Genomic DNA, 21,985 nt, shown 5'->3' with positions numbered 1-21,985 from the left:
AGGATCTTACCCTGCCATGCTCCGAAACACCCCGTCTCGACGGATCAGCGCATGGAACAACGCCGCCCCGATGTGCCCCAGGATGAGGAGAAAGAACGCATAGGCCAGCAGGCCGTGCGCGAACCGCAGCCATCCATAGACGACCACGTCATGCGGCAGGATCGGAAACAGCACGAGCCCCTTCCACACGATGATCGGATAGCCCCCCGCCGATTGCATCGCCCAGCCGATCAGCGGCATCGCGATCATCAGCGCGTACAACAGATAATGCGATCCGATCGCCGCGGCGACCTGGATCGCCGGCAGATCGGCCGGAAGCGGCGGCGGCTTGTGGGTGAACCGCACCGCCAACCGGATCAGCGCGAGCACGAGGATCGCGAGGCCGATCGGGCGATGCCATGCCAGCAATGCCGGATAACGCGCCGTCGCGGTCGAGATCATGCCCGCGCCGATCAGCAGCATCGCCAGGATCAGCACCGCCATGCACCAATGGAGGATCCGCGCGGGCAATGCGAAGCGGGTCGGGTCCGGGGTCATCGGCTGGCTCCCTGCGTCTGCGCCGCGGTGATCGCGTCGGGGTGCGGCCCTTCGATAGCGCGGCGGCGGAACGAGGCGGAATAGGCGGCCGATCGTGCCGCCAGCACCGGATCGTCCGACGCCGCGACCCCCTTGGGCAGGATCAAAGGATCGAAATTATAATCGCGGCAATCGCCCTGCGCCTCGGTCGTGGCGCGATCGAGGATGAGCGTGCCGACATCGATCTGCCGGTGCGGCCCGGTCCAGCGGATGGTGGCGTTGTCGGTGCGGTCGCCGGGGTTGGCGAGCACCACCACCATGTGCCAGCGCACCGGCCCCTGCTTCATCCGCGCGAGCATCTCGTCGAACAGGAAATCGCGCGGCTGCTTGTCGAGCGTCGCCTTGTCGAGCGCCGCGAACGGCGCTTCGGGTTCGAACTGCCAGCGCACGAATTGGGCGGCGCCTTTGGCATCGATGAAGCGGAAGGCGTTGATGCTGTAATAGGTGCCGTTGGCAAAGCTCGACGGCAGCGGCGCAGTCTTCATGTAATCGAGGAAGGCCTGCGTCTCGGGATGGGCCGAAACGAACGCCGCGAGCCTGGCCGGATCGGGCTTGCCCGTCGCGGGATCGGGCACGCTCGCCTCCTGCAGCGCGACGAAATCCTTCGGGTTGGCGATGACGAAGATCGGCGTATGATCGATCGCCATCCGCCATTCCTCGCCGCCGGGCAGCGCGAAACGCAGGCCGAGCGCATGGAAGACGGGGCGTCCGTCGGCCGCCATCGGATTGCCGCCGCCGGTCGACAAGCGGCCGATCACCGGCACCGATCCGCGCGGAAACAAGGCTGCGCGCGACAGCGGCACGCCCGCGCCGTTGGCATCGAAATGCCCGCTGACGCACAGACCCTTGGCGTGCGCGCGGCGGAAGCCGGGGAAGACCTTGCCGTTCGCCGCCTCGAGCGTGTTGGCGATGCGCCCTCCGCTGATCCGCCCCGGCGTCAGGAAACCGCCGACCCAGGCGAAGACCAGGACCACCAGCCCGAGGATGAGCGCAATGATGGCGAGGCGAGGCAGCATGCGCATCGACTTTTACCCCCGAAGGCCGGCCTTTCATAAGCCGCGTCGCCTCACCATGTACGCCACCGGCCTTCCCAACCCAAGGAGATATCCGATGGCTGAAAAAGCGATCAAGATCCCCGGCCCCGATCACCCGATCGGCATCGAGCGCAATCCGAAACGCGTCGTCGTCACCCTCGGCGGCAAGGTGATCGCGGATACGACTGCCGCACTGGTCCTGCGCGAAGCGAGCTATCCAGCCGTCCAATATATCCCGCGCGCGGACGTCGATATGGCTGCACTCGAACGCTCCGACACGCATTCCTATTGCCCCTATAAGGGCGAGGCCTCCTACTTCAGCATCCCGGCGGGTGGCGATCGGTCGATCGATGCGATCTGGACGTATGAGGCGCCGTATGATGCGGTGGCGCCGATCAAGGATCATCTCGCTTTCTATCCGGGCCGCGTCGACCAGATCGACGAACGCGCGTACTGAATGTCGTCGATCGCGGCACCCGATCGTACCGGAACCGCAACCAGTTTGTGACGTTCCGCAGCCACCCTCCACTCAGGCGGGGTGAGCGGAGGCAGGATGGTCGCCCACATTTCGTTCTCGCCCAAGCTCGCGACCGGGCTGGCCCTGCTCTGCCTCTCCGCCTGCGCATCCGTGCCGAAGATCGATCCGGCGATCGGCCACGCGGCGGTGGCGCAAAAGCCGAGGATCAACGACCGGGACGGCGCATTGTCGACAGCCGAAATCAGGCGCGTCGTCGATCAGCTCACGCTGTCTCCGGGTGACGATGCGCTGTTGCGCCATCACCTCGCGATCGAACAGGCGGTGGCCGGCGGACCTTTGATCGAGGGCGAGACGACCGATCTGCTCAAGGATGGGCCATCGACCTTCCGCGCGATATTCGCGGCGATCGCCGGCGCGAAGCATCGCATCGACCTCGAATATTACATCTTCCAGGATGTCGAGAGCGACGGCCGCCATATCGGCGATTTGCTGCTCGAGAAGCGCGCGCAAGGCGTAACCGTCAACATCATCTACGACGATTTCGGATCGGGCGTGACGCCCGGCGCCTTCTTCGACCGGCTGCGGGATGCGGGCGTGAACGTCGTCAAGTTCAACCCGCTCAATCCGCTCAAGAGCAAGATCGGCTACAAGCCGAACGACCGCGATCACCGCAAGATCCTGGTCGTCGACGGCACGATCGGGATCGTCGGCGGCGTCAACCTGGCGACCGAATATCAGACTGTCGGCGTCGCCCGGTCTGGCCCGATCGAGCATGAGGCCGATCGCCCCTGGCGCGACACCGATGTGCGGGTGGCCGGTCCGGCCGTCTCGCAGCTCGAGGCGATCTTCGTCGAACATTGGCGCGCGCAGAAGGGCCCGGCGCTGCCCGACGTCGTGCAATTGCCCAACGTACCCGGCGCCAAGGGGAATTCGGTGGTGCGTTTCATCGGCAGCACCCCGGATCATGCCGTGCCGCGCTATTACGCCACCCTGGTCTCGGCGCTGCGCAGCGCCGAAAAAAGCATCACCGCCGACGCGGCTTATTTCGTGCCGACCAAGGACGAGATGCACGCGCTGACCGACGCCGCGCGCCGCGGGGTGCATGTGACATTGATCCTGCCCGACAAGAGCAATTCCACCTTCTCGCTCGCGGTGGGCCACGCCCATTATGGCGCACTGCTGCGATCGGGCGTGAAGATCTACGAGACCCGCGGGGTCGTGCTGCATTCGAAGACGGTCACGGTCGACGGCGTGTGGTCGGTGATCGGATCGTCCAATTTCGATCATCGCAGCATCGTCTTCAACGACGAGGTCGACGCGATCGTGATCGGATCGCGGACCGCCGACGAACTGGAAGCCATGGCGGCGGAAGACAGACAAAGCGCGACCGAGATCAGCCTCGATCATTGGAAGCATCGGTCGATCAGCGAGCGCGCGAAGGAGGCGATCGGTTCCATCTGGCAAAATCTGTTGTAGGCTGCCGATCGATCGCATCGCAGGATTTTGCGAGAGGCCGGAACGGGGAATAAGATGAAACGCTTAGGGTTGATGAAGCCCCCCTTCGATCCGTCCAGGCAATGACGGCGCCCGATAACATCGCCGGTTATCAGGACATCCTGACCGGTAGCCACGATGCGCCCAGCGCGCCGCACGGTGCGGCGCACGTCCCCGCCGCGGGGGCACCCGAGCTCAGGGCTTTGCTTGGCATCGCGGTCGGCACGCTCGCCGTCGCCGCGCTGTATGTCGGGCGCGAGGTGCTGATCCCGATCATGCTGGCGGTCATGCTGTCGTTCGTGCTGTCGCCGGTCGTGAACGCGCTGCAGCGGCTCCTGCGATGGCGCGGGCCCTCGGTGATCCTGACGGTCCTGGCCGCGCTCGCTTTGCTCGGCATCGTCGGCACCCTGATCGCCAACCAGGCAGCGTCGCTCACCGCCAACGCCCCGCAATATGCGCATACGATCGAGGCCAAGGTGGAGGGCGTCCAGAGCTATGCGGTCGCCAAGCTCGGCGCCATCACCAAGCAGTTCGATATCGGCCGCAAGCCGCCGGCGCAGGCGAGCCAGGCCGTCCCCACAGCGCCGCTCCAGATGCCGCAGGCCGGTGCGAACGACGCTCACGCCATTCCCGTCCGCGTCGTCCAGAACCAAAGCTCGCCCTTCACGATTGCGCGGTCCTTGCTCGCGCCGATCCTGAGCCCGCTGGAAACGACGATCATCGTCGTCATCGTCGCGATCTTCATCCTGATGCAGCGCGAGGATCTACGCGATCGCTTCATCCGCCTGTTCGGATCGAACGACCTGCATCGCACCACCCGCGCGCTCGATGATGCCGGACAGCGGCTGAGCAAATATTTCCTGTCGCAACTGGCGGTGAACAGCTGCTTCGGGGTCGTGATCGGGGTCGGCCTGCTCCTCATCGGCATTCCCTCCCCGGCGATGTGGGGCCTGATGGCGGGCCTGTTGCGCTTCGTGCCCTATATCGGATCGCTGCTCGCCGCGGTCGCGCCCGCAGCACTCGGCGCCGCGATCGATCCCGGCTGGGGCATGGCGATCGGGGTCGCCGCCCTGTTCTTTCTGGTCGATCTGTTCACCGGCTATGTCGTCGAGCCCTTGCTCTATGGCCACTCGACCGGGCTTTCGCCGGTATCGGTGATCGTCTCGGCGATCTTCTGGACCTGGTTGTGGGGCCCGATCGGGCTGATCATGTCGACCCCGCTGACATTGTGCCTCGTGGTGATGGGGCGACACGTGAAGAGCCTCGAATTCTTCGACGTGCTGCTCGGCGACCGCCCCGCTTTGACCCCGATCGAAACCTTCTATCAGCGCATCCTGGCCGATAATCCCGACGAGGCGCTCGCGCAGGCCGAGACCCTGCTCGCCGATCGTACCCTGGCCGATTATTTCGATGATGTCGTCCTGCAGGGGCTGAAGCTGGCGGTCGACGATCAGGCGCGCGGCACGATCAACAAGGCGCGCGCGCAACAGATGACGCGATCGCTGCTGTCGGTGATCCACGATCTCGACGATCATGTCGACGTGGTCGATAAGGATGCTGCCGCGCCGGCCGAGGTGCCGTCGGCGCGTAAGCTGATTTGCGTCGCCGGTCAGGGCTCGTTCGATGGTGCGATCTCGATCATGCTGGCGCAATTGCTCCGCCAGCGCGGGATGCACCCGCGCGTGATCGCCAATGCCAAGGTGTCACGCCAGGAAATCGACCAGCTCGATCTGGCCGATATCGACGTGATCGCGATTGCCTACCTCGAGCTGGCGGGCTCGCCCGCCGAACTGCGCTACCTGATCAGGCGACTGCGGCAGCGGGCACCGAACGCCAGGATCATCGTCGGCCTGTGGGCCGAACGCGAGGCGGCTTTGTCGAACGAAGCCATTCAGCGATCGATGGGCGCGGATGCCTATGTCACGTCGCTCAAGGCCACCGCGGACGCCGTGACGAAGGCCGTCATGGCGGCGGATCTGGGACTGACCGAAGCAGCCTGACCGCCCCCCGGATCGTACGGCCGGGGCGCGCGGCCTGCCCAGGATCCTTTTTCGGCCCTCAGCACGATCGCCCCTTAAACAATGCACGATGAAGGTTGCGCCAGAGCGCGTCATCGATCGCCAAGGAATATCCCTGCTCGTTCCTCCATCCAAACCGCGCTGCTGGTAATATTACTTTTCGTTCATTTTCAATGAACTCAAATGTTGTCGATCTGAAACCTTTCCAGGCTGATCGATGATGGAGGATATATCGCGCTTTTCATTCCGGAACCTAAGACATGGGCGGTCGTTAGCGCATCGAGAAAACAAGTAGGAGTGTCATATGCGTAAGATCTCTTTCGCGATGCGGACCATGTGTGCCGCATCTGCCTTGTCGTTGCTGGCGATCCCGGCGATGGCCGAGGGCAAGCACGACCGCGCCGAACAGGCGATCGCCGAGGCGCGCGGCAAGATCGATGCCGCCAACAAGGCCGGCACCGCCGGCGAGGCACCGCACGACACCGCCGCGGCCGAGGCCGCACTGCGCATGGCGCGCGAAGACCTCTCTGCCGGGCACAAGGAGCGTGCGATCGCAGAAGCGATCCGTGCGTCCGAACTGGCCGATACCGCCATCGGGCGGACCCAGCAGAACCGAAACGAAGCCGCGCGTGCGCAGCAGGATGCGGCACAGAGCGCCGCCGATGCCGCACAGCAGCAGGCCGCAGCGGCCAATGCCCGGGCGGATAATGCCGAACAGGCCGCAGCAGCCTCGGCCGCAGCGGCCGACGCGGCCCGCAACCAGCCGCCGGTCGTCGTCGCAGTGCCGGCCGCGCCGCCGGCACCGGCCCCCACGACCACCGTCACTACCGAGACGACCAAGCAGACCGCGGTCGCCCCCGCGCCCGCCGTCAAGCATGTCGTCCATCACACGGTCCGCCGCACCACCGTCCGTCGCCCCGCCCAGGTGGCGACCGAGACGACCAAGACGACCGTCACCAACAGCCCTAACGATTGACGGATCATGGCGGTCGGCCGGCTGGCCGGCCGCCATCTATCCCGCTTCAGCCGCCACGATCGGGCTCATCGCCTTGGTATGGCGCAAAACGACCAACGTCTTGAAGCTGCGGATATTCTCGTCACTGACGAATATCCGCCGCGTCAGATCGTCGAAGCTCTCCATGTCGCGCGCCACCATATGCAGCGCAAAATCATGATCGCCGGTGACGAGCCAGGAAGCGATGATCTCGGGCACCATCCCAAATTGCCGGATCAGCATGTCCACGGTCTGCGCGCGCTCGCGCTCCAGGGTGACGAGCACGATCATCGATAGCGGCCAGCCCATGCGGCGCGGCTTCACGATCGCGATCTCGCGCTCGATCACCCCGCTCTCGCGCAGCCGGCGCACCCGTCGATAGCAGGCCGGCCCGGACAGGCCGACGCGATCGGCCATCATCTCCATCGGCATGCGAGCGTCGATCTGCAATTGTTCGAGCAATTTACGATCGATCGCGTCGAGCTCGCGCATGATGGGCTTCCCGATAAAGTTTATCGTTTTCGGCTAAAAATCGACCGCCAGATACGGGTCCAGCCCTTAAATGCTATCGCGACAGCGCGACAATGGCGACTGTGAAGACGCAGGATAGCGATGACGAGCAATATCAGGACGGCAGACCAGGGCAGGCGGGTGACGCCATGGATGGCGGTGGGTGCGCTGCTGCTCGCGATGGTATCATTCACGACCGGCGCGTCCTTCGCGAAATCGCTGTTTTCGGTCGTGGGGGCCGAGGGCGCGACCGCGCTGCGCTTATCGATATCGGCGGTGATGATGGTGCTCGTCATGCGCACCTGGCGGATCAGGCTCACGGCGCGGAACTGGCGCAGTGCGGTGCTGTATGGCGCCGCCATGGGCTGCATGAACATGCTGTTCTACCTGGCGCTCAAGACGATCCCGCTCGGCATCGCGATCGCGCTGGAATTTACCGGGCCGCTGGCAGTGGCGATGCTGTCGTCGCGCCGTCGCCTGGATTTCCTGTGGATCGCTTTCGCCACAGCCGGCGTGCTGCTGTTGCTCCGGCTCGGCGGCGATACCGCTCCGCTCGATCCGCTCGGCACGGTGTATGCGCTCGGCGCGGGCCTGTTCTGGGCGGCCTACATCGTCGCCGGCAAGCGCGCCGGGGCCGAACATGGCCATCAGGCCCCCGCCATGGGCATGGTCGTCGGCGCGGCGATCGCCCTGCCGATCGGTATCGCCATGCGGGCACGGCGTTGCTTTCGCCCGGCGTGCCGGCAAGCGGCGCCGTCGTCGCCTTGCTGTCGAGCGCCCTCCCCTACAGTCTGGAGATGGTGGCGCTCACCCGCCTGCCCGCGCAGACCTACGGCACTTTGGTCAGCGCCGAGCCGGCCGTCGGCGCGCTGACGGCGCTGCTGCTGCTCGGCGAGGCGTTGCTGCCGATCCAGTGGTTCGCAATCGCCCTGATCGTGCTCGCATCGATCGGCACCACGATCACGGCACGGAGAGCGGTTTCAACGTTGCAATAAACCGTTGCCCTCTCCCGCCTTTTTCGCGGGAGGGGGCCGCGTTGCTTCACCACCCCGCGGCCATCTTGCGGGCGAAATCCCTGTAAGAACGGAGCGGGCGGCCAAGTATCCCGACCAGCCGTTCCACCGCGCCCTCGTCCGGGAGCATGCCCTCGGTCTGGAAGCGATCGGCCATGATGCGCATGTCGTAGGCAGCCCAGGCTGGCATCCGCGCCTTGAGCGCCCGTTCGAAGGCGGCGGTGTCGTTGCCGGCATAGTGGATCGGGCGCCCGAGCGCTTCGGACCAGATCGTGGCGACCAGCGTCTCGGTGATCAGATCCGGGCCGACCAGTTCGATCCGGTCGATCGGCAGTGGGGTATCCGCCGCGTCGCGCCGGAGCAGTTCGATCGCCGCCACCTCGGCAATGTCGCTCGTGGCGACCATCGCCAGACCCTTGGAGCCGATCGGCATCGGATAGATGCCGGGGCCGGTCAACGCATCCTTCAGGCTCGCGTCATTGTCGATGAAGTAGGCCGGCCGCAGGATCGTGGCGGGCAGATTCATCTGCTCGATCATCCGCTCGACCGCGTGCTTGCCGGCGAAATGCGGCACGTTCACATAGAGGTCGCTGTGGATCACCGAGAGGTAGACGATCCGCTCGATCCCCGCCTCGCGCGCCAGGTTGAGCGCGATCAGCGCCTGGGTGAATTCGTCGGGGACGACCGCATTGAGCAGGAACAGGGTGCGCACCCCCTTCATCGCGGCGCGGACCGAATCCACGTCCATCAGATCGCCCTTCGCGACTTCGACGCCGGTCGGGAAACGTGCCTTGGCGGGATCGCGGACAAGGGTGCGAACCTTGGCACCGCGCGCGGCGAGTTGATCGACAATTTGCGAGCCGACGCTGCCTGTGGCTCCGGTTACGAGAATGGTCATTGAAGGTCTCCTTGGTTGATGACCGCAATTTAGCGATCCACTCATGACCCGATAGACGTTATATCTGGACAGTCCGTCTCATCAGTGGAACAGTCATGGACTTGATGGCTCTCGCCGATTTCAATCTTGTCGCGCGTCATGGCGGGTTCGGCCGCGCCGCGCGCGCCGCCAGCCGCCCCAAGGCGACCCTGTCGCGCCGCGTGGCCGATCTCGAGGCAAGCCTCGGTATCCGATTGTTCGAGCGCGGCACGCGGACGCTGCGGCTCACCGAAGAGGGGCGCACCCTACACGAGCGCACCGCGGCACTGCTGGCGGAGGTCGACGAGACCGCCGCGGCGATCGCCTCCGGCAGGAGCCACCCGCGCGGGAGCCTGCGGATCAGTGCGCCGGTGCTCTTCTCGCAGACGACGATGGGCAAGCTCGCAGCCGATTTCGCGGCGCTCTATCCCGATGTCCGGCTCGACGTGACCGCCGAGGATCGTGCGGTCGATATGGTCGAGGAGGGCTATGACCTGATCATCCGCGTCAATCCGCCAGCGGAGGTGGACCTGATCGGGCGCTGTTTCCTGCGCGACCGGCTGGTCGCGGCGGCGGCCCCCGGGGTCGTGCGGCCCGATCGCGATGGGCCGGTCCGCGCGATCATGATGCGGATACTCGGCCCGGCGGCGCCGTGGCGGATCGAGACCGATGAGGCTCCGCTGACGCTCCTGCCCGAACCGATCATGCAATTGTCGTCGCTGGCGATGGTGCGCGATGCCGTTCGGGCCGGAGCGGGCGTCGGCCTGCTCCCGCTGTCGATGGTGATGCGCGAAGTCGCGCAAGGGCGCCTCGTCTGCTGGGGCAATGCCGAGGGGCGCGAGGTCGAGCTTTGGGCGCTCTACGCGTCTCGCAGGCTGCTCAACAGCAAGGTGTCGGCGTTCCTCGCATTTCTGGCGCAAGCCTTTCCCAAGGGGACGTCGGAGGAACTGGCGGCGTATATGGAGTGATTTGCCAGTTCCCTCGCCGGCATGCGGAAGGGAGACGGCCGCAGGCTTGTGAAGCGGGTTTGCCCCCTGCGCGGCACCCGATCGGGAGCCCCTGCCCCGCCGTTTTCAGCGGCGGCCCCCCTCCCCGCTTCGAAGTGAATTTGGGTTCGCCGCCAATTGTGCGCGCAGGTCCTGCAGCGTGGCTTCCGGCACCCGCGACAGCTCCGGCGCCGGCTTGCCCGCCCGCAGCCGTGCGCGATCCCTTTCCGCCGGCTCGATCCGTCGCACCCGCACGGGCGCGCTGCCCTTCGCCAGGATCCCCAATTCCGCCGCCGCGCCGCGCGACAGATCGATGACGCGCTGGCTACGCGCGAACGGGCCGCGATCGTTGATGCGTACGATGATCCGCCGGCCGGTATCGAGCGACGTCACTTCGACATAGGTCGGCAGCGGCAGCGTGGTGTGCGCGCCCGTCACCGCCCCGGCACGGAAGCGTTCGCCGTTGGCGGTGCGATTGCCGGATTCGTTGCCGTACCAGCTGGCAAATCCGAGCACATCGTAGGTCGGATCGGCGGCGGGGACGTAAGTGACGCCGCGCACCTGATAGGGCTTGCCGATCCGCACCGGCACGTCGCTGACCGGCTTGAAGTGGCCGCCCGCGCACGCCGACAGCGCCAGGATCGCCACCCCGGCGCCCACCATCCGCGCTGCTCGAAATCGCCGCATGCGCCCGAGTCTAGGCGCAGCCGGCGGCGGCATAAAGCGGCTTCAGCCCTGCGATTTCTTCGGGCTGACCCACACCGAAACCGGCACGGCGAACTTGCCCGGTGCGGGCTTCCCCACCTCGACCCGCTCGGCGGTCACCAATTCCCCGGTCTCCAGCGTGAAAGAGGCCCAGGGCTTGGGCATGCGGCCGAACACCATCTTCTGGATGGGCAGGCCGGTGGCGGTGTTGATGATGGTTGCGGTGACACTCATCGCGCGCCGATAGACGGGCATCCTTTACGCTGTCCACCGGTTGACGCGAGCGATCGGTCCACCCACCTGCGCCCCGCCCCCACGACAGGAATCCCTTTGCATGACACAGATCGACGCCAGCCTCTCCGGTCAGTTCGCCATCGGCGGCGACCTCGTCGTCAACCGCCTCGGTTATGGCGCGATGCGGATCACCGGGCCGGGCGTGTGGGGCGAGCCGACCGACCGGCCCGAGGCGCTACGCGTGTTGAAACGGCTGCCCGAGATCGGCGTGAATTTCATCGACACGGCCGACAGCTACGGCCCTTATGTCAGCGAGGATCTGATCGCCGAGGCGCTTCACCCTTATGAGGGGCTGATCATCGCCACCAAAGGCGGGCTGGTGCGGCCCGGCATTCCTACCGGGCCATGGCCGATGGTCGGCAACCCCGACTATCTGCGCCAGTGCGTGCAGATGAGCCTGCGCCGGCTCAAGGTGGAGCGGATCGACCTGTGGCAGCTCCACCGCATCGATCCCAAGGTGCCGCAGGAGGATCAGTTCGCGGTGATCCGGGAGTTCCTCGACAAGGGCTATATCCGCCATGCGGGGCTCAGCCAGGTGACGGTCGCGCAGATCGAGGCTGCGCGGAAGATATTCCCCGTCGCGACGGTACAGAACCGCTACAATCTGGCCGATCGCGCCGACGAGGATGTGCTGGACTATTGCACGGCGAACGGGATCGGCTTCATCCCCTGGTATCCGCTGGCGTCGGGCGATCTCGCCAAGCCCGGCGGCATCGTCGACAGCCTCGCAAGGGCGAAGGGTGCCACGCCAGGCCAGATCGCGCTCGCCTGGATGCTCAGGCGCAGCCCGGTGATGCTGCCCATTCCCGGCACCAGCAGCGTCGCGCATCTCGAGGAAAATGTCGCGGGCGCGGCGGTACAACTGACCGACGCGGAATTCGCCGAACTCGACGCGGCCGCGCCCCGCTGACGAAAAGCGACCTGGCGGGCTAGCATGATGAGGGAGAATGGCGCCGGCCGCCCGCCGGCGCCATCTTCATTTCAGCCCTGTCGTGCCGGAAACTGCGACGGCCCCCGGTCGAGCGCCGCGCGCAGGGCGCCCACGACGCCGGCGAACAACAATAGCGACGAGAAATGCACGAACAGATTCCATGCTTCGGTCGTCCCGGACATGGCATAACCGATCGGCAGCCCCTGGCGCTGGATGTGGAGCATCAGCCCGACCGCACCGGTCGCAATGAATGCGACCGCCGCACCCGCGCGATCGTTCACCGTCCAGCTCGCGAAGCCGACGACGACGAGATAGGCAACCAGCAGATCGCATTCCGCACCGCTCAGCCAATCGAACAGCATCACCAGCGCCAAGCCCAATCCTGTCGCGAGGATCGCCATCGGTCGATCGAGATTCGAAACACCGCTCAACGCCTTCATGATGAGACGCACCTGAACCGCCGCCGGCAAGGTGGGCCCGAGCGCGCCGACGTCGTTGCGCTGCCACTTGATCTCCTGGATCTTGTACCAGACGTCGGTCCAGTAACGGATTCCGTCGGTGTCTTGGAGCGCGGTCGCCCCATCGATCTGCTGCTTGGCCAACGCCAGGGCGTTGGGTTCGGCGGCAAGCCGCACTGCCTCTTTTTTGATCCGCCACGTGCGCATCGTATTGTCTCCTTGGAGAGAAGACGTTGTCGTGCGGGTCGCTGCACACTCGTTTCGGCGTTTCATGCCCGATGCTAGGAGGGATCATCGTGGCGACCCGCACCAAAATTCATTTCGATGGCGGCGCGCGCCCCAATCCGGGCCCGATCGAGACCGCCATCTTCGTCCACGGTGGCAGTTTGATCCGCACGGGGCTTGGGATCGGGACAAACGGCGAGGCCGAATGGCTGGCGCTGATCCACGCGGCCGAATTCGCGATTGCCCAGCACCTCGACGAGATCGTGTTCATAGGGGATTCGCTGCAGGTCATCCAGCAGGCCAAGGACATCGGCAAATGCCGATCGCCCGAACTGCGCGAGCTTCAGGCACGGTTCCGCGCGCTCGCGGCGCAGTTGAACTATGTGGGGCTGCGGCACGTGCCGCGATCGAAGAACCTCGCCGGCATCGCGCTCCAGCGGCGCCATGGGGGTCTCGACCCCGCCTAACCTAATCCCGCAACATCCCGCAAACTTCGGCATAGAATATGCCCGACTTGTGATCGCGGGCCGCCGTCGCCGCTTCGAGCATGCGCCTGGCCTCGGTCAGGGCGCGCGCGCCGAAGCGCCTGCGCAACAGCGATGCTTCCGTCTTTATGGAATTTTGTATCATGTGCCGAATCCTCGCGGCGGCTTATCGATGATCGTCCGAAGATCGCATATTACGGGATTCCCCCAGCCCGGCGCCCTTCCCGCTTTACAAGGCAATGTTTTTGCGCGGTTTTCGTCGATACCAACCGCATTTTTCCGCCGAAATGGAGGTGAAGTTTGCGCCCCACGGCCAAATCGCTACGGCAGCCTCTCAGTCCAATCGCGGGGTATCGATGAGCCGTTTCTGGAGCGAAGAGGTGCATGGGCTGGCGCCCTACCAGCCCGGCGAGCAGCCACGCATCCCGGGGCTGGTGAAGCTCAACACCAACGAAAGCCCGCTCGGCCCCTCGCTACGCGCGCTGGCCGCGATACGCGCCGAGGCGGCGGACTCGCTGCGGCTCTATCCCGATCCCGAGGCCACTGCGCTGCGCGAGACGCTGGCGGCCTATCATGGGGTACGCCGGGACGAAGTGTTCGTCGGCAACGGATCGGACGAGGTTCTGGCGCATGCGTTCGCGGCGCTGCTGCGGCATGAAGCGCCTTTGCTGTTCCCGGACATCACCTACAGCTTCTATCCGGTCTATTGCCGCCTGTTCGGGATCACGCACCAGATTGTACCGCTCGACGATGCGATGCGGATCCGGATCGCCGATTATCGCCGCCCTGCCGGTGCGATCATCCTCGCCAATCCCAACGCACCCACCGGGATCGCGCTATCGCGCGTCGAGATCGCCGAATTGCTCGATGCGCATCGCGATATTCCGGTGGTGATCGACGAGGCCTATGTCGATTTCGGCGCGGAAACCGCCGTTCCGCTGATCGCGACCTACCCCAATCTGCTGGTGATACAGACGATGTCGAAATCGCGCGCACTGGCGGGGTTGCGCGTCGGCTATGCGATCGGTGACGCCACGCTGATTGAAGCGCTCGATCGCGTGAAGAACAGCTTCAATTCCTATCCGCTCGGCCGACCGGCCCAGGCGGGCGCGATCGCGGCGATCGAGGACGAAACCTTCTTCCAGGCGAGCCGCGCTACCCTGATCGCAAACCGTGCGCTACTCACCGAGGGCCTGTCCCGTCTGGGCTTCGAGGTTCTGCCTTCATCCGCCAATTTCGTGTTCGCGCGCCATCCCGCGCATGACGGCGCCGCGCTGGCCGCGGCGCTGCGCGAGCGGGCGGTGCTGGTGCGTCATTTCGCGAGCCCACGCGTCGCCGGCTATGTGCGGATCACGGTCGGTTCGGGCGACCAGGTCGGCCTGCTGATGACGGCACTCCGGACCATCGTCTCCGTCTGAGGACTGGCCTTCCGCCTCCGATCAATGTAAGGTGACCTTATACAAAGGCACCGGACGAGGATGCGAGTGGGTGGATCAGCCGAAGCGCAGCGCGATGCGCGCCAGCAGCGCCTTGAGCGTCGCCCGCTCGGCCGGGTCGAAGCCTTCGAGCAGGTCATCCTCGAGCGCGGGGCAGAGATCGTGCACTTCCCGCAGCAAAGCGCGTCCCTTGTCGCCAAGGCGCCATTGCAGGCGCCGGCCATGATCCGCATCGGCGTGGCGCTCGATCAGGCCGGCGTCGCGCAACGGGCGCAGCAAGGTCGTCATTGCCTGCGGGGTGAGGTGCATCAGCCGCGCCAGCTCCGCGGAGGTCGCTTCGCCGCGTCCATTCAGCAACGCGAGTGCGAACAACTGGCTGCTCGACACGGGGCTGTCGCGCATCGCGCGGTCAACTCGCGCGCGGGTCGCCATCTCCACCCATTTGATGAGGTGGGGGAAGGTCAGTTCGCGCTCGCTGTCCACCGGCATGGGCTGTCTGTGCCCAAGCCGGCCGGCGTTGCCAATCGATAAGAAAGGGGAGCCGATGGCCGAGTTCATCCACAACGCCTGGTATGTCGGCGCGCTGTCGCACGAAGTGGCTGGCGATGCCTTGTTCGCGCGCCGCCTGCTCGACCTGCCAATTCTGTTCTACCGCACGGGGGCCGGCACCCCGGTGGCGATGCTCGATCGCTGCCCGCACCGCTTCGCTTACCTGTCGAAGGGGCGGCGGATCGGCGATGCGATGGAGTGCGTCTACCATGGCCTGCGCTTCGGCGCCGACGGACAATGCACGCGCAGCCCCTATCAGGAGTCGCCTCCGGCCAACGCAGTGGTGCGCACCTTCCCGCTGATCGAGCGCCACAGGATGCTGTGGATCTGGATGGGCGATCCGCCCCTCGCCGATCCGGCCGCGATTCCCGATCATTCGCATATGGACGTCGCGGCGATGCGACCGCTGATCTGGCACGTGAAGTTCGCGGGCAATTGGCAGCTCGGCAACGACAATCTGATGGAGTTGACCCACCTCTTCTGGCTCCACACCGGCACGATCGGTGGCTGGAAGGCCGATGCCGGCGCGACGCCGGGCGAAACCTATAGCGCGCGCACCGACGAGCAGGGCCGCGTGCAGAGCCGCACCTTCGTACCCGATATCGAGCGGCCGTCGGTCTTCCATAACGGCGTACCCGCGGGCGTGCCCTACGATCAGTGGAACGACACCGAATGGGTCGCACCCGCCAACATGAAGTTCACGATGGTCGCGCGGCCCGCCGGGCAGGACGGCGAGGACGCGTCCTATATGGTCCAGAGCCATTGCATCACGCCCGAAACCGCGACGACGAGCCATTATTTCTCGGGCTTCAGCCGCATCTTCGATCTCGATGGCGACGAAGCGGACGACGAACGCTTCATTTCCTTCTTCCGCGGCATCTTCGAGCGCGAGGATGGGCCGATGATGGCCGATATCGAGGCGCAGATGGGTACATCCGATCTGATGGCGCTCAATCCGGTGATCCTGCCGCGCGATCGCGGGGCGATCCTCGTGCGCAGGCTTGTCACGCGGCTGATCGCGGCCGAAAACAATGGCCTGCAGCATGCAGCCTGAACAGAATGAACGGAGGGGGATTATGAGCGGAACGATCGCACGGACCGCGCAGGCCACGGCGGCCATGGCCCTGGCGCTGGGCATCGTACCGCTCGCCTTCGCGCAGCAGGCGGCACCGTCGGGCAACCCCACGCAGATCGCGGCGGGCGCCGCCGCCTTCGCGCAGAATTGCGCGGTCTGCCATGGCAAGGACCTGACCGACGGCCAGTTCGCGCCGGCGCTGCGGGGCGGTGCTTTCCTGAGCAAATGGGGCGGCGCGACCGCCGCGAAGATCGATCAATATATCCGCACGTCGATGCCGCCCGCGAACGCCGGCGGGCTCGATCCGGAAACCTATACGGCGATCACCGCCTACATCCTGCAGCGGAACGGTGCGGCCGTCGGCGGCGAACCGCTCGTCACCGGCTCGCCCAAATTCGCGCAGATCACCCTGCCCGCAGCTCCGGCAGCAGCCGCGCCTTTCGCCGAACTCGGCATCGGCGGCATCACCAAGCGCCCGCTCCCCGCCTGGCCGACTCCGCCCGATCGCTTCGCCAACTACACCCCGGTGACCGAGCAGATGCTCGACGATCCCGCGCCGGAAAATTGGCTGAGCTGGCGCCGCAGCCACCAGGGCCAGGGCTTCTCCCCGCTCAAGCAGATCGACACGCACAACGTGAAGGATCTGCGCGTCGCCTGGTCCTATCCGCTGCCTGCGGGCGAGGACACCAACGAGCCGCTGGTGCGCGACGGCGTGCTCTACATCTTCGGCTATGGCGACGAGATCTTCGCCTTCGACGCGACCGACGGCCGCCTGCTGTGGCGCTATCGGCGTAGCCTGCCCAAAGGCATAATGCTGAGCTCCAAGAAGATGATGGCGCTCTATGGCGACAAGATCTACGCCGCGACCTCCGACCTCCACCTGATCGCGCTCGACGCGCGGACCGGGCGGCCGGTGTGGGACAAGCTCGTCACCGACAAGCCCGGCTTCCGCAATCCCGGCGGGCCGCTCGCCGCCAAGGGCGTGATCATGCAGGGGCTGACGACGCAGGCGCCGGGCGGCGGCCTGATCGCGGGCTTCGACGCGGAGACGGGCGCGCATCTGTGGACGTTCGACACGGTCGCGGCCCCGGGGACGCCGGGCGGCGACACCTGGAACGGGCTGGCGGCGAACGAGCGCAGCGGCGCATCGGTGTGGACCTCGGGCAGCTACGATCCCGAGACCGGCCTGGCTTATTGGGGCACCGCGCAAACCTACGACACCGGGCCGCTGCGCATCCGCAAGCCGGGCGCCAACAATGACGGACTCTACACCGACAGCACGCTCGCGCTCGAGCCGCGCACCGGCAAGCTCGTCTGGTATTTCCAGCATATGAAGAACGACCAGTATGATCTCGACTGGGTGTTCGATCGCGTGCTGGGCACGATCGACGTCGGCGGCAAGACGCGCCGCGTTATCATGACGTCGGGCAAGGAAGGGCTGTTCGACACGCTCGATCTGAATACGGGCAAATATGTGAAGACGGTCGATATGGGTCTGCAGAATTTCATCACCAGGATCGATCCGGTCACCGGCGACAAGACGGTCGATCCGGCCTTGCTTCCGGGTCGCGATCGGACGCGCTTCATCTGCCCGCACAGCGGCGGCGGCCGCAACTGGACGCCGACCGCGTTCGACCAGGCGTCACGCACCATCTTCGTCACCGCGCGCGATGTTTGCATGGACATGGTGCCCGCCGAGGGCAAAGGCTTCCTCTCCAGCGGCGTGAACATCGATTATGCCCCGCCCGCCAAAGGGGACGGCCGTTATGGGCTGCTCCAGGCGCTCGACATGCAGGCCGGCAAGATTCGCTGGGCGCACCGTCAGCGCGCACCCTACACGATGGGCGTGCTGGCGACGGCAGGCGGATTGCTCTTCACGGGCTCGGTCGACCGCCAGTTCATCGCCTATGATCAGGCGACCGGCAAGGAATTGTGGCGCCAGGGGACGAGCGACGTGCCCAACGCCTCACCCATCTCCTATTCGGTCAACGGCAAGCAATATATCGCGATGGTCACCGGCCACGGCAATCCGTTGTCGGGCGGACTCGGCAAGCTGACGCCCGAGATCGAGATGCCGGCGGTCAACAGTTCGGCGATTACGGTGTTCGCGTTGCCGGATTGAACGGCGCGGATCGCCTTCTCGACGCGGCACCAGGCTGAAATGGCAGAATCGCTCCGACCTGAACTTTTCATCCGATCCGACACGGGGCACAAACCCCGCAGTAAAATCGGGAGGTGTCGACCTCTTCAATTTTTCAAATTGCAGTCATGACCTAGGTCAATCCGCGATTCAGGAAGAATATGTGCTGCAAATTCCCAAGTCCGGCCTACTTCTTCTATTTCGTAATGTCGCTCGGGCGATAACGGAATTCGCGGGAAATTAGGGCCGACTTGGACCGTTGCATCCTTGCCACTGCCAGCAAAGCTTCGTCAAAAACCAGCAACAAATCAGCAATGTACGTGTTGCGCAGCACAACACTGAAGCTTAGCAATCTTACGTTAAGGTTGGGTGACACGCCCGCCGCGACAAGCAAGGGGACCTCTCATGCGTACCTTCCGGGGAACGGCAGTTCGAAATCTATTGCTCACCACCACGATACTGGGCGGCCTGTCTACACCCAGTGTGACGCTGGCGCAGACCGCCGCCGACACGAATTCGACCACGCCCACGCTCGCCTCGGAAACGTCGCGTCCGGACGATAGCCGGGCGGAAATCGTCGTCACCGGCTCGCGCATCCGCCGCGACAATTTCAAGACGCCATCCGAAGTCAACATCATCATCAAGGATGAGCAGAGCCTCAATGGCGCGCGTGATATCGCGAGCACGCTGCAATCCGCGACAGTGACGTCGGGTGCCTCGCAGATCAACAGTTCCTTCCTCGGCTTCCTTTCCGAAAACGGCGCCGCCGCGAATACCGTCGGCCTGCGCGGCCTCGGTTCGTCGCGTACCCTGATCCTGCTCAACGGCCGACGACTGGCGCCCGCGGGCGTCGGACCGCAGCTCGTTTCGGCCGATCTCAACGTGCTGCCGGATGCGATCGTGGATCGCATCGAAGTTCTGCGCGAGGGCGCGTCTTCGGTTTATGGTTCGGATGCAGTCGCCGGCGTCATCAATATCATCACCGACACCAAGCTGAACGGCTTCACACTGGACGGCTATGACAACGCGCCGACGAGGACGGGCGGTGCCGGCAACAGCATGCGCATGTCGCTGGCAGCCGGCAAGGTGTTCGACCGCGGCCATATCACGGCCTCGTTCGAGTATAAGCACGAAGCCGGTTTGAAATTGTCCGACCGTAGCGCCTTCAGCTGCCCGCGCGACCTGCTCTACAATCCAACCACGGGAGCCGAGGTCGGCGCGCCCGATCCGGCGACCGGCAAATTGTCGTGCTTCCCTTACTCTCTGGGTTCGGGATCGGGTATCGCCAGCGGCTACGGCATCGCCCAGAACTTCACGACCGGCGCGCTCAACCGCCTGAGCTACAACGGCGACAATAGCTCGTTCCGTACGGTGAATGGCCTGACCCGCGTGTCGCCGAGCCCGACGCAGCTGCAGGATACGGTCATTTCGCCGATCCAGACGTTCACCGGCTACGTCAATGGCGGCTATGATATCGGCATCCTGGGCGATGCCGAAATCTACGGCGAAGGCTTGTTCACCCGTCGCGAGTCGCATCAGCAGAATTCGCAGCAGTTCAGCGTAACACAGACCGCTCTATCGCCCAATATCGAGATCTATGGCGGGACCTATGCCGGCACTCCAATTCAGGATGTTGGCCACTATCCAAATAGCCCGTTCTTTCCCAATTCCGTCGCTGCGGCTGGCTACAATTACTTTACGCCCTTCATCATTCCCCGCCGGCTTCAGCAGAATTCGCAGCGGGTCGACTTCATCCGCGCCAATGGCGGCCTACGCGGCAACCTGCCGTTCGGTGACTGGCATTACGATGCGAACTTCCAATATGCGCGGTCGAACGGCCATGCGACTAGCACGCAGATCACCGCAGATCGCCTGAGCAACGCGCTGCAAACCACGCTGGCTCCGGCCGGGACGCCGGAAAATCTGATCACGCGCGCGATCCCGGGTGAATTCGGCGCGGGCAATGCCTATACCTGCGCATCGAACGTCGCCAATGGCGCGATAATCGCCGGATCGACCTGCGCGCCGTTCGACATCTACAATCCGGCGGCCGTGCTGAACGGCATCATCCCGGCCAACGTCTACAATTATCTATACCGGCCTGAAACCGATCACACGATCTATCGGGAAACGATCGCATCGCTGAACCTCGACGGTTCGCTGTTCCAGTTGCCGGCCGGTACGGTCAAGCTCGCCGTCGGCTACGAACATCGCTCGGATTATCTGAACGACACGCCGCCGCTCGCCTCGCGGAATGGCCAGCTCTACAACTACAGCAACAGCGGTATCACCAGGGGCAGCGATCAGGTTGACGAGGGTTATGGCGAACTCAACATACCACTGTTCCGCGACCAGCCCTGGGCTCAGTTCGCCGAGCTGAGCGCATCGGGCCGTTATACCCATTACCGCTCCTACGGGTCGGACTTCACCTACCACATCAACGCGCAATATGCGGTAAATGACATCGTTCGTTTCCGCGGCAATTACGGCACGTCTTTCCGTGCGCCGAACCTGTACGAGCAGTATGTCGCCAGCCAGCAGGGTTTCCTCGGCAGCGGCGTTGACCCGTGTTCGGGCTTCGGCACCTCGGCAGGCGCAGGCACGACCCTGTACAAGAACTGTCTCGCCGCGCTCAGCCCGATCCTGGGTAATTCAGGCGCTCTGAGCTACATTTCGACGCAAGGCCCGGCCATCTTCACCGAGGGCGGCGCAGGCAAGCTCAAGGCCGAAAAGTCTACGACTTGGGGCGGTGGTGTAATCCTGACTGCACCCCGGGACCGGGTCAATCTGTCGCTGGCGATCGACTATTTCAATCTAACCGTCGATGGCGAAATCCAGCAGCTCGGGTCGACGATCCTCACCCGCTGCTATCAGGCCACCGACTTCGGGCCGAACAACCCTTATTGCTCGCTCATCGCAGCGCGCTCGGGTGCTGGCACTGCACATCCGGGTGGGCTCACCACCTTCCAGAATCCCTACCTCAACGTTGCGAGCCAGAAGGCGTCGGGCGTCGACTTCGATCTGCAATATGGGACGCACATTTCGGGTGGTAAGTTCAACCTGCGGGTGCAGGGCACGCGCAATATCCACCAGAAGTATCAGCCGTTCGTCACCGAACCGAGCACCGACTATAATGGCACGCTCGGTCAACAGGGTGCTGGTGCCGGTCCGAAGTGGCTGAGCAGCCTGGATGCGGATTGGACCGACAAGTCGGATACGGTCACCTTCCACTACGGTCTGAAATATGTCGGACCGCAGGATTCGACCGATCTGATCGGTCCTTACGTGGCCGGGCTGGGTCTCGGCGCGGTCAATACGATCTACAGGGTCGGCAACTATTTCGAGCACGCCATTTCCGTACGGTTCAAGGTCCAGAAAGCCGGCAGCTTCACCGTCGGCGTTCAGAACCTGACCAACTCGCATCCGCCGGTCGTCAGCCAGACACCGACGACCAACGGCCTGTACACGCGCATCGGCAACTACTTTAACTCAAGCAACTACGATTATTATGGTCGCTCGGTGTTCGTGCACTTCACGCACCACTTCGGCGGCTAAGTCGAAGTTCCCGGAGCAGGGCTTGGCGCCCTGCCCCCATACGCCTCCGGGGACTGGCGCCCGGCAGGTTCCATGATAGACGATAGCCACATCGGCGGCGCCTCTTGCGTCGC

Annotated in this window: 21 protein-coding genes; 13 read left to right on the top strand and 8 right to left on the bottom strand. The window is 64.8% G+C overall.

Going from position 1 to position 21,985, the window contains the following annotated elements:
* Positions 1 to 6: 6 nt before the first annotated feature.
* Both AB4Z44_RS22435 and AB4Z44_RS22430 read right to left on the bottom strand, forming a co-directional pair.
* Positions 7 to 537, bottom strand: a complete 531-nt coding sequence (locus tag AB4Z44_RS22435) for a cytochrome b (protein WP_404711869.1) — start codon at positions 535 to 537, stop codon at positions 7 to 9.
* Positions 534 to 1,598: a catalase family peroxidase gene (locus tag AB4Z44_RS22430; protein ID WP_404711868.1), complete on the bottom strand. Its 1,065-nt coding sequence runs from the start codon at positions 1,596 to 1,598 to the stop codon at positions 534 to 536. Before AB4Z44_RS22430 ends, AB4Z44_RS22435 begins: the two co-directional genes overlap by 4 nt.
* An 88-nt stretch (positions 1,599 to 1,686) precedes the next feature.
* Here AB4Z44_RS22430 and AB4Z44_RS22425 point away from each other — a divergent pair, with 88 nt between their 5' ends.
* The 4 genes from AB4Z44_RS22425 to AB4Z44_RS22410 all read left to right on the top strand — a co-directional run bounded on the left by AB4Z44_RS22425 (position 1,687) and on the right by AB4Z44_RS22410 (position 6,576).
* On the top strand, positions 1,687 to 2,067 hold the full coding sequence (locus AB4Z44_RS22425; protein ID WP_404711867.1) for a DUF427 domain-containing protein: 381 nt from the start codon (positions 1,687 to 1,689) through the stop codon (positions 2,065 to 2,067).
* 96 nt (positions 2,068 to 2,163) lie between these two features.
* Positions 2,164 to 3,564 (top strand): phosphatidylserine/phosphatidylglycerophosphate/cardiolipin synthase family protein, encoded by a 1,401-nt coding sequence (locus AB4Z44_RS22420; protein WP_404711866.1) that lies wholly within the window; start codon positions 2,164 to 2,166, stop codon positions 3,562 to 3,564.
* Between the two features lie 101 nt (positions 3,565 to 3,665).
* Entirely contained in the window at positions 3,666 to 5,582 is a 1,917-nt protein-coding gene (locus tag AB4Z44_RS22415; protein ID WP_404711865.1) for an AI-2E family transporter, read from the top strand.
* A gap of 322 nt (positions 5,583 to 5,904) precedes the next feature.
* Positions 5,905 to 6,576, top strand: coding sequence for a hypothetical protein (locus tag AB4Z44_RS22410; RefSeq protein ID WP_404711864.1), 672 nt, complete (start codon positions 5,905 to 5,907; stop codon positions 6,574 to 6,576).
* Between the two features lie 36 nt (positions 6,577 to 6,612).
* On the opposite strand, the gene AB4Z44_RS22405 is transcribed toward AB4Z44_RS22410, so the two are convergent.
* Complete coding sequence (locus AB4Z44_RS22405) at positions 6,613 to 7,086, bottom strand: Lrp/AsnC family transcriptional regulator (RefSeq protein WP_404711863.1); 474 nt, start codon at positions 7,084 to 7,086, stop codon at positions 6,613 to 6,615.
* A 120-nt stretch (positions 7,087 to 7,206) separates the two neighbouring features.
* Between AB4Z44_RS22405 and AB4Z44_RS22400 the strand changes: the two genes are divergently transcribed.
* Both AB4Z44_RS22400 and AB4Z44_RS22395 read left to right on the top strand, forming a co-directional pair.
* Positions 7,207 to 7,977, top strand: a complete 771-nt coding sequence (locus AB4Z44_RS22400) for an EamA family transporter (protein WP_404711862.1) — start codon at positions 7,207 to 7,209, stop codon at positions 7,975 to 7,977.
* Complete coding sequence (locus tag AB4Z44_RS22395) at positions 7,902 to 8,099, top strand: EamA family transporter (RefSeq protein WP_404711861.1); 198 nt, start codon at positions 7,902 to 7,904, stop codon at positions 8,097 to 8,099. Before AB4Z44_RS22400 ends, AB4Z44_RS22395 begins: the two co-directional genes overlap by 76 nt.
* A gap of 46 nt (positions 8,100 to 8,145) precedes the next feature.
* Here AB4Z44_RS22395 and AB4Z44_RS22390 read toward each other — a convergent pair whose 3' ends face one another.
* Positions 8,146 to 9,015: an SDR family oxidoreductase gene (locus AB4Z44_RS22390; protein ID WP_404711860.1), complete on the bottom strand. Its 870-nt coding sequence runs from the start codon at positions 9,013 to 9,015 to the stop codon at positions 8,146 to 8,148.
* A 95-nt stretch (positions 9,016 to 9,110) separates the two neighbouring features.
* Here AB4Z44_RS22390 and AB4Z44_RS22385 point away from each other — a divergent pair, with 95 nt between their 5' ends.
* Complete coding sequence (locus AB4Z44_RS22385) at positions 9,111 to 10,001, top strand: LysR family transcriptional regulator (protein ID WP_404711859.1); 891 nt, start codon at positions 9,111 to 9,113, stop codon at positions 9,999 to 10,001.
* A gap of 105 nt (positions 10,002 to 10,106) precedes the next feature.
* On the opposite strand, the gene AB4Z44_RS22380 is transcribed toward AB4Z44_RS22385, so the two are convergent.
* Positions 10,107 to 10,706, bottom strand: a complete 600-nt coding sequence (locus AB4Z44_RS22380; protein WP_404711858.1) for a septal ring lytic transglycosylase RlpA family protein — start codon at positions 10,704 to 10,706, stop codon at positions 10,107 to 10,109.
* A gap of 42 nt (positions 10,707 to 10,748) precedes the next feature.
* A complete protein-coding gene (locus AB4Z44_RS22375; RefSeq protein ID WP_404714308.1) occupies positions 10,749 to 10,958 on the bottom strand; it encodes a hypothetical protein in 210 nt (69 codons plus the stop codon).
* A 100-nt stretch (positions 10,959 to 11,058) separates the two neighbouring features.
* On the opposite strand from AB4Z44_RS22375, the gene AB4Z44_RS22370 reads away from it, so the two are divergent.
* On the top strand, positions 11,059 to 11,928 hold the full coding sequence (locus AB4Z44_RS22370; protein ID WP_404711857.1) for an aldo/keto reductase: 870 nt from the start codon (positions 11,059 to 11,061) through the stop codon (positions 11,926 to 11,928).
* 71 nt (positions 11,929 to 11,999) lie between these two features.
* Here AB4Z44_RS22370 and AB4Z44_RS22365 read toward each other — a convergent pair whose 3' ends face one another.
* Positions 12,000 to 12,614, bottom strand: coding sequence for a hypothetical protein (locus AB4Z44_RS22365; RefSeq protein WP_404711856.1), 615 nt, complete (start codon positions 12,612 to 12,614; stop codon positions 12,000 to 12,002).
* Positions 12,615 to 12,703: 89 nt separating this feature from the next.
* On the opposite strand from AB4Z44_RS22365, the gene AB4Z44_RS22360 reads away from it, so the two are divergent.
* A complete protein-coding gene (locus tag AB4Z44_RS22360; RefSeq protein WP_404711855.1) occupies positions 12,704 to 13,099 on the top strand; it encodes a reverse transcriptase-like protein in 396 nt (131 codons plus the stop codon).
* Between the two features lie 374 nt (positions 13,100 to 13,473).
* Positions 13,474 to 14,535 carry a histidinol-phosphate transaminase gene (hisC, locus tag AB4Z44_RS22355; protein WP_404711854.1) on the top strand — a complete coding sequence of 354 codons (1,062 nt, stop codon included), beginning with the start codon at positions 13,474 to 13,476 and terminating at the stop codon, positions 14,533 to 14,535.
* Between the two features lie 75 nt (positions 14,536 to 14,610).
* Here hisC and AB4Z44_RS22350 read toward each other — a convergent pair whose 3' ends face one another.
* On the bottom strand, positions 14,611 to 15,042 hold the full coding sequence (locus tag AB4Z44_RS22350) for a MarR family winged helix-turn-helix transcriptional regulator (protein WP_404711853.1): 432 nt from the start codon (positions 15,040 to 15,042) through the stop codon (positions 14,611 to 14,613).
* 55 nt (positions 15,043 to 15,097) lie between these two features.
* Here AB4Z44_RS22350 and AB4Z44_RS22345 point away from each other — a divergent pair, with 55 nt between their 5' ends.
* The 3 genes from AB4Z44_RS22345 (at position 15,098) to AB4Z44_RS22335 (ending at position 21,872) form a co-directional block, all read left to right on the top strand.
* On the top strand, positions 15,098 to 16,156 hold the full coding sequence (locus AB4Z44_RS22345) for a Rieske 2Fe-2S domain-containing protein (protein WP_404711852.1): 1,059 nt from the start codon (positions 15,098 to 15,100) through the stop codon (positions 16,154 to 16,156).
* A gap of 22 nt (positions 16,157 to 16,178) precedes the next feature.
* Entirely contained in the window at positions 16,179 to 18,299 is a 2,121-nt protein-coding gene (locus AB4Z44_RS22340) for a PQQ-binding-like beta-propeller repeat protein (protein WP_404711851.1), read from the top strand.
* A gap of 423 nt (positions 18,300 to 18,722) precedes the next feature.
* The gene (locus AB4Z44_RS22335) at positions 18,723 to 21,872 is read left to right on the top strand and encodes a TonB-dependent receptor domain-containing protein (protein WP_404711850.1); all 3,150 of its coding nucleotides are present in this window, start codon (positions 18,723 to 18,725) and stop codon (positions 21,870 to 21,872) included.
* Positions 21,873 to 21,985: the final 113 nt, after the last annotated feature.

The sequence above is a fragment of the Sphingomonas sp. MMS24-J13 genome (genome assembly GCF_044905095.1).
Taxonomy (GTDB): Bacteria; Pseudomonadota; Alphaproteobacteria; order Sphingomonadales; family Sphingomonadaceae; genus Sphingomonas_I.
The sequence above is the reverse complement of the archived record's forward strand: the minus strand, read 5'-3'. Positions and strand labels throughout refer to the sequence as shown.